Below are 12,874 nucleotides of genomic sequence, written 5' to 3'. Positions count from 1 at the left end.
CCCCATCACTGCACTCGCATCAAGCGCCCACACTTATCGGTTGTTTAATTGTTAAAGAGCGGTACTGCAAATTCGGTACTACTAACCATCTGCCCTCAACTTCGGCTAACTTCGCTTTCGCGTCGTCGCTGTCGTTGCAGCAGAGAAAYGAGATTATGAAGAAGTTTTTATCGCTTGTCAAGTCAGCGTCGTTTTAGCAACTTCGCTTTCTTGCGGCGACCTCTTCAGRTCTCGCCAGGGTGTGCCGGAAGTTTCCTTCTGGCGCCGCCCTGTTTTAGCAGCTATCGAAACATCAGGGTTATCCCTAATCTTGCGGTAACTGCCAAGCCCAAGACTATAGCACAATTTTTGCAGATCGTGCAACCGGCTTCTGCCTGATTTGCACCAATCCTTGCAATAACCGCCGCGCTTTCATTTCTGATCGCTTGGACGGCAGACCTGCTGGGAAACCCGTCAGACCTGTTGCACCTGCTTGGCTCCGTGGTTCGAAAAANAAGCCCAAGACTATAGCACAATTTTTGCAGATCGTGCAACCGGCTTCTGCCTGATTTGCACCAATCCTTGCAATAACCGCCGCGCTTTCATTTCTGATCACTTGGGCGGCAGACCTGCTGGGAAACCCGTCAGACCTGTTGCACCTGCTTGGCTCCGTGGCTCGAAAAACTGTTTGAACCGCGAAGGAGCGAGACTATAGCACAGAATTTTGAGCTGTCATGCGGAGGAAGCAATTGACCCTTTTAAATCTCGGTGCGGACCCGCTCAAGCGGAGATTCCGCACCTCGGCAGGTGCTTCCCTCTATAACCCGAGCAGATGCCTCCCTCTATATATAGAAGCGCTTCCTTGGCCGCACGCTCCTCTTCGAAACGGGGGCTCGCCCCTCTTTATATTGAAGTGAAGATCCAGTCGAAACGGAGAAAGCAGCAGGTTACCAACGTAGGTAGTCCGCACTACGCAGGCGCGCGAGGTCGCGCTGCAGGGAGCATTCGTTGATCAACCAGCTGGGTGCGCCTACGTCCGCCAACATATGCGGATCCATTTCCTTTGCCAGGTTGCGCAACCGGACTTCGTTGCGCCGCTTGCAGAAGGCGAGCCAGATCCTAGCAAGCAGGCTTTGATCAGGGGCTTGGGCCAACTCCAGGGCGGAGGGCTGCGGGGTGAGCGCGGTGTCTTGGACGTCAGTTAATGACGAGTGGGGTTTGGCGTCCAACCGGCCAAAGGGGGGTGCAGGCGAGGTGCAGATTTGGGCGGACATGGCGGACTCCTTTGATTGATCCGATTTGGTAAGCGTAGTCGCCCAATATCCCGGTGAAAATCGAATTGTTTTCGCCAATTCGGTAAGCTAAGATGACCAATTGGTGCCACCCCGGGGCTTTAACCATGCGTTTACCTCTCAATACCCTCCCCGCCTTCCGCGTCGTCGCCGAGTTGCAGAACCTGCGCGCCGCGGCCGAACGCCTGCACCTGACGCACAGCGCAGTCAGCCAGCAGATCAAGGTGCTGGAAGAGCAAGTCGGTTTTCCGCTGTTTGAACGTACCGGCAGGGGTATCGTCCTGAACTCCGCGGGCGCCGCCTTGCTGTGCAGCGTGCAGGGAGCAATGGCGCTGCTGGACGAAGGGCTGCAGGCCGCCGCTGCCGCCGCGACCGGCAGCGAACAGCGCCTGCGCGTGTCGGTGCTGCCGTCTTTCGCGCAGCGGTGGCTGTTGCCGCGCATGTCACGTTGGCGTGTCCGGCATCCCGATCTGGCGCTGGAGATCGAAACCTCGCAGCAGGTCGTCGATCTGCTGCGGGATGGTTTTCATGCCGCGCTGCGTTTTGGCCGCGGTCCGTGGGCCGGAGTGGAATCGGAGCCGCTCTTCGATATGCCTATGCCGCTGATCGCGCTGGCATCGCCCGAAACGGCGGCGGCCCTGGCGGACAACTCGCCCGAAACGCTGTCGCGCCAGCCGCTGCTGGGCGACCGGGAGCTCTGGCAGCACTGGTTCAATGCGGCTGGCCTGCGCACGCCCGTTACGCCCGTGGCTTCCTTCAATGACGCGGGAATGATGCTGCAGGCGGCCGAACAAGGGCTGGGCATCACGCTGGGACGCGAGCTGCTGGCAGCGGACGCGCTATGCGCAGGCAGATTGGTGCAGGTGTCGCCCGTGAGCGTCCCCTACGAGATGGCGCAGACCTATCACCTGGTCTATCGGCCGAGTCTGCGGGATTGGGCACCGCTGGTCGCGTTGAAGCAATGGCTGCGCGACGAGCAGGAAATGTCCCGCCGGAACCTGCACCGCAACGAAGTTACGCCGCCGCCCGACGGCGGCAGGACGTAAAGCCGACAAATCCGCACGGGATGGCCGGCATGGGGATGCCGCGCAGCGGCCGCCCCCTGTGGCGCCGGACTCAGGCCGCCTTGCGCGCGGACGGCACGGCCGCCCGCATGGAATCCGTTTCATTGAAACGCTGGTGCCAGGAAAACGCCTCTTCGATCAGATGAGGCGTCTGGCCGCCACGGACGCATGCCCGGTCGAAATAGTCCTGCAGGGCGTCCCGATACGACGGATGCACGCAATTCTGGATGACCGCCCGCGCGCGCTCGCGCGGGGCCAGGCCGCGAAGGTCCGCCAGGCCGCATTCGGTAACCAGCACATCCACGTCATGTTCGGTGTGGTCCACGTGGGACACCATCGGCACCACGCTGGAAATGTCCCCGCCCTTCGCCATGGATTTGGATACGAAGATCGCCAGGTGGGCGTTGCGGGCGAAATCGCCGGAACCGCCAATGCCGTTCATCATGTGCGTGCCGCCCACATGCGTGGAGTTCACGTTGCCGTAGAGGTCGAATTCCAGGGCAGTATTGATGGCGATGATGCCCAGACGGCGCACGATCTCGGGCGCGTTGCTGATCTCTTGTGGGCGCAGCACGATGCGTTCGCGGTAATGCTCGATGTTGGCCAGGATCTTCTCGTACACGGGCTCGGACACCGTGATGGAAGACGCCGAGGCGAACGCCAGCTTGCCTTGGTCCAGCAATTCGATCGCGCTGTCCTGCAGCACTTCCGAATACATGGTCAGGTCCGCGAAGTCCGACGATTCGAAGCCGTGCAGCACCGCATTGGCGATGGTCCCGATACCGGCCTGCAAGGGCAGCAAGGCGTTGGTCAGTCGGCCCGCGTCGACTTCGCCGCGCAGGAAATCATTGATATGCCCCGCGATGGCGTTGGTCTCATCGTCGGGCGGCAGCGCGTTGGAAGGGCTATCGGGTTCATGCGTGATGACAATGGCGGCAATCTTGCCGGGGTCCACCTCGATGAAGGGCTGGCCGATGCGCTGGTCCACCGACACCAGGCCGATCGGCTGGCGTGCCGGGCGCTCACCCGGAACATAGACGTCGTGCAGGCCTTCGATGGCAGCCGGCACGCTCATATTCAGTTCAATGATGATCTTGTCGGCCTGCTGCGCGAACGAAGCGGAATTGCCCACCGACATCGTCGGCACGATCGCGCCAGTTTCCGTAATGGCGGCGGCCTCGATGATGGCGACATTGATCGGGCCGATATGCCCGGCGCGCAATTGCTCGACGGTTTCGGACAAGTGCTGGTCGATGAAGGCAATCTGGCCCTGGTTGATCTTGCGGCGCAGGGTCGTGTCCACCTGGAACGGCATGCGACGCGCCAGGACGTTAGCTTGCGCCAGCAACTTGTCGGTGTCGTGGCCCAGCGATGCGCCGGTGATCAGCGTGATGGCGAGCGGCTCGCGCTCGGCCCGCGCCGCGATCGCGGCGGGCACGGACTTACAGTCCCCGGCCCGCGTGAAACCGCTCATTCCGACGGTCATGCCGTCCTGGACCAGCATGGCCGCCTGATCGGCGGACGTGATCTTGGCGCGCAGCCCAAGGTGGCGGATACGGTCGAGATGCATGGTGTCTCCAAATTTAAGGGCCTACGGCTTGCGGCCGGGCGCGGCGGGGCCGCCTTCAGCGCCCAGGCACCGTCTGACGCGGCGTTTCCCGAGGTCCCATTGCCCGCACAGGCCGGCAACGTGACGAATTTGGGGCAGTATAGGAAGGCCGGCAAAAATCTCGTAATGACTTAAAATCATCAAAATAAGTCGGCTTTTTCATGGTTTGAGTATTTGGCGCGCATCGCGCGAGGGGGGCTGGCGGGTCATGGACGTGCGCGCATTGCGGTATTTCGTGGAAACCGTCAGGCACGCGAGCTTCACGCAGGCGGCCAAGACGCTGTTCGTCACGCAATCCACCGTCAGCAAGATGATCCGCCAGCTCGAGGAAGAAGCGGGCACGCCGCTGCTGATCCGCGACGGGCATACCGCCCGCCCCACCGACACCGGTCAGGTCATGTACCAGCGGGGCTTGCAGGTGCTGGAGACCATGCGGCAGCTTTCGGTGGAACTGCGCCAGACCGCCGAACTGGACCGCGGAGCCCTGGAAGTCGGCATTCCGCCGATGATCAACCTGCTGTTCACCCCTGTGGTGAAGCGATTCCGCGAACTGCATCCCGGCATACACCTGACCTTGCGCGAGGGCACGGGCCAAGCCGTGGAAGGGCTGGTCGCCAGCGGCGAGCTGGAAGTGGGCGCCACCGTCCTGCCCATCGCCCCCACGGGCGGTCTTGCCGCGCGCGCGTTCGGCAGCTATCCGATCTGGGTAATCGGACCGCCCGACGCGCAATGGGCGGGCAAAACCTCGCTGCCGCTGAGCGCATTGCGCGACGCGCGGCTGCTGATTCCCACAGACGATTTCGCGGTGACGCGCCGCTTGCGCCAGGCGTTCGCCGACGCGGGTTTTCAGCCCGGCATCGCCGCGCAAAGCGCGCATTGGGACTTCCTGGTGGCGATGGCCTCGGCCGGCCTGGGCGTGGCCCTGCTGCCCGAACCGCTGATGCAGCGCATGAAGACCCGCGGACTCAGCACGGCGAAGCTGGCCAAATCCGGCATGCAATGGGAAGTCGGCCATATCTGGCAGCAGTCCGGCTATCTGTCCTTTGCCGCGCGCGCGTGGCTGGATGTGTGCGACAGCGTGCTGGGCAAACCGAAAAAGCCATCCGCACCCGGGCCGAAAAGCCAGACGAGTTGAATCCAAACGTTGGCCTCGTAAACTTGGGTTGCGGGCGAAGGGGGATTTGACCGGCCATGGACTCCTGAAAAACAGGGACGCCATACCAATTTTTGTTGCAACCGATGGGACCACGGCTTGTTATGCTGCCGCCTCGACGCGAGCAACTCGCCCAGGAACATGAACCCGACCACGCCTTCCCTGCTTTCCCGCGCCCCCCGCGGCCGCGCGCCACATTTCGTGGCACTGTTGGCGGCATGGCTGCTGGTGTTTTGCCTCATGCCCGCGTTCGCGGCGCCGCCGCCCGCGCCCCCCGACACGGAAACGGTGCTCGCCACCGCGCGCAAGCAGATCGACGATATCCGCAAGCGGATCGCCGACGAAACGGATGACGGCAACCTGGTCAAGCAACGCGGGGATGCCCTGGACATCCAGTCCAAGGCGGACGCCGCCACCGAAGCCCTTACCCCCCAACTGGCCAGCGTGACAGCGCGGCTGAGCGAACTGGGCACGCCCCCCGAAGGCGCGAAGGAAGCACCCGATGTGGCGGCTCAGCGCGCGCAGCTCGAAAAGACCAGCCGCACGCTGGACGCTCAGCTCAAGCTGGCAAGGCTGCTGTCGGTGGACGCGGGCCAGACCGCCGAACAGATATCGGCGCAACGGCGCACCCAGTTTCAGGTGCGCCTGGGCGAACGCCGGGATTCCTTCCTTTCGGGCCAGTTCTGGACGGAGTTTCGCGAAGAATTCCCGCGCGACCTGACGCGCCTCCAAGCCTTGCGCGACGACCTGGCGACCGCCGTCGGGCAGACGCCAAAATTGGGCTGGCTGATGCTGGCGGCCGCGGCCGCCCTGGCCATCGCACTGCGCGTGTGGGTCGGCCGGTACCTGCTGCAACTGACTGCTACGCGCGTGCCGCCGGGGCGCTTGCGCCGCTCGTTCCTGGCGGTCACGCTGGTGGTCCTGTCGGTGGCCACGCCTGGCGTGATCGCGCTCTTGATTCATATCGGACTGGACTGGAAGTCGCAGTTGTCGGACAGCACGACCTCGCTGCTGGCGAATCTGGTAGCGACGGTCTGTTTCGGGGGTTACGTGTCCGGGCTGGGCTACGCGTTGCTGTCCACCAACCGCCCTTCCTGGCGCCTGCCACCCGTGAGCGACATCGTCGCGAACCGGTTGCGTTGGCTGCCCGGCGTGATGGGCGTGCTGGTGGTGATGATCTGGCTGGCCGAGCGTCTGCCGGTTCTGCTCAACGCCAGCCTGACCACGACGATCACGCTGACGGGCATCGTTGCCGTGCTCAGCATGGCGATGCTGGGCGCTGTGCTGGCTATCAGCCGCAGACTGCGCCGGCAGGCCATGCAGGAAAGCGAAACCCCTATCCCGCTCTGGGTATCCCTGTTGCTGGCCGCGGTCTGGACCGTGCTGATCCTGAGCCTGGCCAGCCTGTTGGCAGGCTATGTGGCGTTTGGCAGTTTCCTGGTCAAACAAGCGTTGTGGGTGCTGATCGTGCTCGCCTCCGCCTACTTGGCGTCGACCCTGATCGAAGACGGATTCAGCACCTTGCTGGGCACGTCCCACCGCGACAGCAGCGAAAACGAAGGGCCCGGCATGCGCGACCAGGCCGCGGTGCTGCTGTCCGGCATGGGGCGCGTGGCGATCGCCCTGCTTGCCATCACCCTTCTGCTGGCGCCCTTCGGCGAAGCGCCGATGGACCTGCTGCAGCGCTTCGATCAGTTGCGCAAGGGTCTGGCGATTGGCGAGGCGCAGATCCGGCCCGGCGCGGTCCTGCAGGCGCTGCTGGTGCTGGCCCTGTCGCTGCTCGGCGTGAAGATGCTCAAGCGCTGGCTGTCGAACCGCTACCTGCCCACCACGGAACTCGACCCCGGCATGCAGCTGTCCGCGGCCACGTTGTTTGGGTACGGGGGCGTCGTGGTGGCCGTTGCGCTGTCGCTGTCCGCCGCCGGCATCGGCCTGGAACGCGTTGCGTGGATCGCCAGCGCGCTGTCCGTGGGTATCGGTTTTGGGCTGCAGGCGGTGGTGCAGAACTTCGTGTCGGGCCTGATCCTGCTGGCCGAACGTCCCGTCAAGGTCGGCGACTGGGTATCCCTGGGCGGCGTCGAAGGCGACATCCTGCGCATCAATGTGCGCGCGACAGAAATCCAGATGGGCGACCGCTCCACCGTGATCGTTCCGAATTCGGAATTCGTGACGAAGACCGTGCGCAACGTCACGCGGTCCAACCCGCTGGGTCTGGTGCAGATCAAGCTGCCCATGCCCTTGTCCATCGATGCGGAGCAGGTGCGCGAGTTGATTCTTCAGGCATTCGCGGACCATGAGGACGTGCTCGACGCGCCGGCACCCGACGTCTTCCTGGATGGCATCGACGCGGGGCACCTGATTTTCAACGCGAAGGGATACGTCTCCTCGCCCCGCACCGCCTACGGCGTGCGCAGCGCCCTGCTGTTCACCGTACTCAAGCGGCTGCACGACGCCGGGCTGGAAGTGTCGTCTCCTCCCACGATGCTTCTGGCCTCGGCGCCGGAACCGGCGCAGGCGGCCGCGCCCGTCGCCGTCCCGCCTCCCGTCTCAACCTAGCAGCCGCTGGCGGCCCGCGCCGCCAGGCCCCGGCTCAACCAGGCGTATAGAAGTCGGCGAACTGCTGCCGCTCCATCCGCGGGTTCCGCAGCGGCGGCGAGGTCAGCGAGGCGCTACGGGCGGATTGCACGGGATACCCCTGCGCGGCCGGCGCCTGAGGCTGCGGGGGCGCCAGGCGCACCGTCTGGACGGGCGTCGGCGCCGCGACCTGGGCGACCGCCCCGCTGTCAAAGCGGTGGTCGGCAGTCGTCAAGGCCGGATTGGTGCATAGCCCCTGGGCGACCAGGGCTGCCTTGGTGCGGTCATCGGTCTGGCACAGGATATCGATGGCCGCCGTTTCGAGACGGCGGGAGCGGTCGGCGTCCTTCGTGGAGGCCGCTGCCTGCATCGTGCGTTCGAAGTTGCGGCGCAGGCTGCATTTCTGATCCTCGATCGGAATCGCGACGTTCATTCCGAAGCCCACCACGGAGCCGCCGCCGCCCGCGGACACCATGCAGCTATCCGACGAGAATGAACCGTAGAAGCTCTGACCGCCGACCGGCGGCGCGCTGTGTATGGTGCTGGTCCCGCTGTTGTTGGAATTCAGCGTGATGCCCTGGTTGTTGCCCGCATTGGTCGACCCGGACGATGCCGACGTCGTGGAACTGGAGGTACTGGTCTGTGCCCCGGCCGAAAACGCCGCAAGCGACAAGGAAATGGCAAGAACAATGGTCTTCATGATGTCCCCTCGCCCGGACGGCCGAAGCCGTCCGGATAATTGGGTCAGTGATTGAACCCAACGACATGGCCAACCGAGCCGATGCCGTGTATCGCCCCAAAACCGCCGACGTTCGCCGCGTGGAAGGTTCCCGTGGCCGACGCGCTGGTTTCCGTCTGGCCGAACGTCGCGCCGCCATTGGCGATACTGTCGCCCACCATGATCGGCGCATTGCCCGTGACCTGGCCGTAGGACTCGCTATTGGCGTACTGGCGCGTGCTGGTGACCACTTGCGTGCCGTCGCGGCCGAACGTTCCGCCGACTTCCGCGATGCCGCCCGTGCTGCCGAACGACGTCTGGCTGGACGAGCCGTAGCCATTGACCTGGGTGGCCACCACCGAACTGCCGGTGGAGATGGATGACGCGGTGCCGTGCACGGTGCCTGCGTGGCCCGTCACCGAGCCCCCGACCTGGCCGGGGCCAGTGGCGTAGGCCGACGCGGCGAACAATGACAATGCGGCTGCTGCTGCGAGCTTTTTCATTTGAGCTCCTCCTGATCCGTTTGCGCGGATGCACAGATGCCGGAAGCCGACCGGCTCGGACCCCTACTTCCCATGGACTGCATTCCGGCTAGGGATGGCAGCGTGAGACTTTCGTATGGGTACGGAATGATTGCGCCGTCCTACGCATGTCGGTATCGGTTAAACGGACGACCGCGTCTTTGTGGATGAGGATCCGGCGTATTGCAAAGGCCGAAATATGCGGACGGGCGCAAGCCGGCCCATGCGTATGGGCGACAGGAAAAGCGCGGGAAGCAGCGCCGGCGATACCGGCTCGGCTTTAAGGATGGGACGATGCGGGTTCAGCTCACGCAAGATCCCTAGCGCGCACGATGGTGCGCGAGGCGGCGGATCTGCGCGGCTTCCCTGCGTGCCAACAGCAGGTCCACGGCCACCAGCATCAACAGGACACCGGATTCCGCGAGATCCTGATCCGCCAGCGCGTGGTAGCTGGCCAGCAGCACGATGCCGGTGACGCCGGCCAGATAGCCGGGCCAGGCCGGCGGCAACGGCGGCCCGCCGGCTTCGGCGCGGTAGGCAAGGCACAGCCAGGCCATGAGCGGCATGCCCAGCATCGACAGCGGTATATAGATGGCGATGGCCGACAGCAGCACGGCGACGCCGAATTGGGTGTGCAGGAAGAAGGCCACCAGAGCGAGGGCGCCGACGCCGACGTACCAAAGCAGGCGAACGGCAATGAGGCGAGTCAAGGTGACGGCTCGGTGATTCATCGGACACGCAAAAATGGAATTTTCAGCCATACTACTCCGGCCCGCCGGGCCCTGCCCGGCCCCAATTCACTCGGAGACTCAGCCATGATTCAGGAGATTGCCAGCATTCTTGTCCGCGAAGGACAGGAAGCGTTGTTCGAAGCAGGCGTTGCCCAGGCGAAGCCGCTTTTCCTGCGCGCCCGCGGATGCCATGCCATGGAGCTGTATCGCAGCATCGAACAGCCGCAACGCTATACGCTGGTCGTGGATTGGGAAACCGTGGAAAACCACATGGTCGATTTTCGCGAGTCCACCGATTTCCAGGAATGGCGCAAACTCGTGGCGGGGTTCTTTGTCGAACCGCCCCAGGTGCACCACGAACAGAAGGTCCTTTGACGCCTAGCCTTCCGGCGGATCGTTGTACTTGCGCGCGCTGCGCCTGAAACGATCGGCCGGATACTTCCCCGCGTTCTTGATCATCTTGCCGGCGACAGCGCCGGCAATATCCACCCCAAGCTGATCGGCCAGGGCGACCAGATACATCTGCACATCCGCGATCTCGTCGGCGGCTTCCGACAGCCGTTCGGCGGACAGATTGCGGGACTGGTCCTCGCTCAGCCACTGGAACAGCGACACCAGCTCGCCGGCTTCGCCCGCCAGGGCCATCGACAGGTTCTTGGGCGAATGGAACTGCTGCCATTCACGCTCCGCCGTGAACTGGCGTACGGCGGTTTTGATCTGTTCCAGGTCGGACATCGGAATTCCCAGATAAGCGGCGTGCTAGCGCCGCGTCATGCCACGGCCAGACGCGAACTGGCGGCCAGCGCCACGGCGACCGTGGTCCGCACGTCGGCCAAGGCGCGGTGAGTCGGCTGCGATGCGCCGACGTGGCGCGCCAGGATGTCCAGCTTGTGCGAGGGCAGCTCGGGCCAGGCGCGCCGCGCCAGCGCCAGCGTGCAATGGGTCGCATTCGGAAATGGCAGCCCGGTCTGATCCGCTGCCGCACCCAAGAACCGCCGGTCGAAAGACGCATTGTGAAAAAACACGGGCAGGTCTTCGACGAACGCCAGGAACGAGGAAAACGCCTGCACGACCGGCACGCCATGGCGGTCGACCTCTGCCTGCGTTATGCCGGTGAGCCGCGAGATGAACGGCGGCACCGGACCGCGCGTGCGCACGACCTGCGTGTACTCCCGTTCCAGCGCGCCGGCCGGGCCTATCCGGACCGCCGCGAATTCCAGGATCTCGCAGCTTGCCGTGGACAGGCCGGTGGTTTCCAGGTCGGCCACGATGAAGGGACCGCGCAGCGCATGCAGCGCTTCCGATAAGGCGGCCTGGGCGCGTGCCGCGGGCCGGGCGGTTGCCGTGCCGCTGGCGCGCGGGCGCCGATTGAAGAATGTCACGGCGCTACTCCGCCGCGGGCAAGGGAGCGAAGCGGGGCGAGCCATCGGCAAGCTGGCCGAAGAATAGCGTCGCCGGGCGCACCCACAGGCCGCGCTGATGCGGCCACAGATGTTCGTACACCACCATGGACTCCTCCGTTTCGGAGTGGCGGGCGGTTCCCACATAGCGGTACAGGCCGCCCTTGTAGTGGCGGTGCGAGGCAAGAGCCAAGGCTTCGGATTCGGTCATGGACGGATTGCCGCAAATGGCGCGGCCCGGCAGGGATGCTTCCTGCCCGGGCCAGGGGGTTCAGACAATTCCGTCTTTATAGCGCACTACGGCCGGCGCCCGCCTGCGCCCGGCTTCCGGCCTTCAATCGTGCGCGTAGGCCAGCGCCGGTTTGGGCAGCATGGCCGCGCGGGAGGCCGGCCGGGTGCGAATGGCGGGCGCGGCAGGCTTGGACGCCGCCGCCTCCGCGGTCATCTGGGTGATGTCCTCGGTGACCTCGCCCAGTGTGGCCGATTGCGCCAACGAAACCTCCACGACTTGCGCCATGATCTCGGTAACGCGCCGCGAGGACGTCACGATGCCGTCCATCGTGGCGCCCGCCGATTGGACCTGCGCGGCCCCGGTCTCGATCTGTTCCACCGAGGCGGTGATGAGCCCCTTGATCTCTTTGGCCGCGGCGGCGCTGTTCTGCGCAAGGCTGCGGACCTCGGCCGCGACGACGGCAAAGCCCTTGCCCTGCACGCCGGCACGCGCCGCCTCCACCGCGGCGTTGAGCGCAAGGATGTTGGTCTGGAAAGCGATGCTGTCCATCACGCCAATGATGTCGGAAATGCGGCGCGAGCTCTGGGTAATGGCCTCCATGGTGGTGACCACGCCCTGCACCGTCTTGCCGCCCGTCTCCGCGATACTGCTCGCATCCCGCGCCAGGGCGTTGGCCTGGCTGGCGCGTTCGGCGTTTTCGGTCAGCCCCTGGACGGCCACCCGCAGCGTTTGGGCTGCGGTGAAACGCCGGGTGATGTCCGTGGCGTATTTCACGACCTTGAACGGCCGCCCCTGCGCGTCGAAGATCGGGTTGTAGCTGGCTTCGATCCAGACCTGGCGGCCATCTCTTCCAAGCCGCGGATACTGGCCCGTGGCGTGTTCGCCGCTGCGCAGTTTCCGCCAGAATTCCTTGTACGCCGCGCCCCGGGCCTCTTCGGGCGACACGAACATGCTGTGATGCCGGCCCAGCACTTCGTCGGCTCGGTAGCCGACGGCATTCAGGAACAGGTCGTTGGCGCGGATGATGGTGCCGTCGAGCTCGAATTCGATAATGGCCTGCACCTTGGAAATGGCCGCCAACTGGCCCTCGGAGTCCGCCTGCCGATGCTGCTGGCTGGTAATGTCCGTGGCGTACTTGACCACCTTGAGCGGCCGCCCGTGCTTATCGAAGATGGGATTGTAGGAAGCCTGCAGCCAGACCTCGGCCCCATTCTTGCGGATCCGCCGATAGCGGCCCGCGTCATGCGCGCCCTGCCCCAGCTTTTGCCAGAACGCCGCGTAGGCCACCGAATCGCGCTCGGCGGGGCTCATGAACATGCGGTGATGGCAGCCCAGAATTTCATCCAGGGAATAACCCATGGCATCCAGGAAATTCTGGTTGGCCATCAGGATATGGCCATCAAGGTCGAATTCGATGACCGCCTGCGACTTATGGATGGCCGCGATCTGACCATGCAGATCGGCCTTTCGCAATGCGCGGTCTGCGCCGAACAGACGGCTTAGGGTGAACCAATGCATGACGAGCTCCTGCCTAGGATGGGACGAGACTGCTGGCAACCGCCGCGAACCCCAGCCTGCGCGGCCCGTCATCGATGGGGCAG

At 64.5% G+C, this 12,874-nt stretch carries 13 protein-coding genes; 4 read left to right on the top strand and 9 right to left on the bottom strand.

The window, feature by feature from the left end; all coding sequences use genetic code 11:
* Nucleotides 1–926: 926 nt before the first annotated feature.
* Nucleotides 927–1,253 (bottom strand): hypothetical protein, encoded by a 327-nt coding sequence (locus ASE30_RS29405; RefSeq protein WP_235515198.1) that lies wholly within the window; start codon nt 1,251–1,253, stop codon nt 927–929.
* Between the two features lie 125 nt (nt 1,254–1,378).
* On the opposite strand from ASE30_RS29405, the gene ASE30_RS07010 reads away from it, so the two are divergent.
* On the top strand, nt 1,379–2,317 hold the full coding sequence (locus tag ASE30_RS07010; protein ID WP_057283578.1) for a LysR substrate-binding domain-containing protein: 939 nt from the start codon (nt 1,379–1,381) through the stop codon (nt 2,315–2,317).
* Nucleotides 2,318–2,387: 70 nt separating this feature from the next.
* Here ASE30_RS07010 and ASE30_RS07005 read toward each other — a convergent pair whose 3' ends face one another.
* On the bottom strand, nt 2,388–3,905 hold the full coding sequence (locus ASE30_RS07005; RefSeq protein WP_057283577.1) for an acetyl-CoA hydrolase/transferase family protein: 1,518 nt from the start codon (nt 3,903–3,905) through the stop codon (nt 2,388–2,390).
* Between the two features lie 247 nt (nt 3,906–4,152).
* Between ASE30_RS07005 and ASE30_RS06995 the strand changes: the two genes are divergently transcribed.
* Together ASE30_RS06995 and ASE30_RS06990 are read left to right on the top strand one after the other, a co-directional pair.
* Nucleotides 4,153–5,079: a LysR family transcriptional regulator gene (locus tag ASE30_RS06995; RefSeq protein WP_057283575.1), complete on the top strand. Its 927-nt coding sequence runs from the start codon at nt 4,153–4,155 to the stop codon at nt 5,077–5,079.
* Between the two features lie 159 nt (nt 5,080–5,238).
* The gene (locus ASE30_RS06990) at nt 5,239–7,653 is read left to right on the top strand and encodes a DUF3772 domain-containing protein (protein WP_082601479.1); all 2,415 of its coding nucleotides are present in this window, start codon (nt 5,239–5,241) and stop codon (nt 7,651–7,653) included.
* Between the two features lie 34 nt (nt 7,654–7,687).
* Here the strand turns inward: ASE30_RS06990 and ASE30_RS06985 are convergent, their stop codons facing one another.
* From ASE30_RS06985 to ASE30_RS06975, 3 genes are all read right to left on the bottom strand, one after another.
* Nucleotides 7,688–8,371, bottom strand: coding sequence for a hypothetical protein (locus tag ASE30_RS06985; RefSeq protein WP_057283574.1), 684 nt, complete (start codon nt 8,369–8,371; stop codon nt 7,688–7,690).
* 44 nt (nt 8,372–8,415) lie between these two features.
* Nucleotides 8,416–8,892: a hypothetical protein gene (locus ASE30_RS06980; RefSeq protein WP_057283573.1), complete on the bottom strand. Its 477-nt coding sequence runs from the start codon at nt 8,890–8,892 to the stop codon at nt 8,416–8,418.
* 338 nt (nt 8,893–9,230) lie between these two features.
* Nucleotides 9,231–9,641: a hypothetical protein gene (locus ASE30_RS06975; RefSeq protein ID WP_057283572.1), complete on the bottom strand. Its 411-nt coding sequence runs from the start codon at nt 9,639–9,641 to the stop codon at nt 9,231–9,233.
* An 84-nt stretch (nt 9,642–9,725) separates the two neighbouring features.
* Here ASE30_RS06975 and ASE30_RS06970 point away from each other — a divergent pair, with 84 nt between their 5' ends.
* Nucleotides 9,726–10,016: an antibiotic biosynthesis monooxygenase gene (locus tag ASE30_RS06970; protein WP_057283571.1), complete on the top strand. Its 291-nt coding sequence runs from the start codon at nt 9,726–9,728 to the stop codon at nt 10,014–10,016.
* 3 nt (nt 10,017–10,019) lie between these two features.
* Here ASE30_RS06970 and ASE30_RS06965 read toward each other — a convergent pair whose 3' ends face one another.
* The 4 genes from ASE30_RS06965 to ASE30_RS06950 form a co-directional block, all read right to left on the bottom strand.
* A complete protein-coding gene (locus ASE30_RS06965; RefSeq protein ID WP_057283570.1) occupies nt 10,020–10,376 on the bottom strand; it encodes a nucleotide pyrophosphohydrolase in 357 nt (118 codons plus the stop codon).
* Nucleotides 10,377–10,411: 35 nt separating this feature from the next.
* Nucleotides 10,412–11,023 carry a PolC-type DNA polymerase III gene (locus ASE30_RS06960; protein ID WP_235515197.1) on the bottom strand — a complete coding sequence of 204 codons (612 nt, stop codon included), beginning with the start codon at nt 11,021–11,023 and terminating at the stop codon, nt 10,412–10,414.
* Nucleotides 11,024–11,027: 4 nt separating this feature from the next.
* Entirely contained in the window at nt 11,028–11,252 is a 225-nt protein-coding gene (locus tag ASE30_RS06955; RefSeq protein WP_057283569.1) for a DUF1653 domain-containing protein, read from the bottom strand.
* A gap of 123 nt (nt 11,253–11,375) precedes the next feature.
* Nucleotides 11,376–12,791, bottom strand: a complete 1,416-nt coding sequence (locus ASE30_RS06950) for a methyl-accepting chemotaxis protein (protein ID WP_057283568.1) — start codon at nt 12,789–12,791, stop codon at nt 11,376–11,378.
* Nucleotides 12,792–12,874: the final 83 nt, after the last annotated feature.

The organism is Achromobacter sp. Root83 (genome assembly GCF_001428845.1).
Classification (GTDB): Bacteria; Pseudomonadota; Gammaproteobacteria; order Burkholderiales; family Burkholderiaceae_B; genus Achromobacter.
Note: the sequence above shows the minus strand (reverse complement) of the source record. Positions and strands in the feature narration are given on the sequence as shown.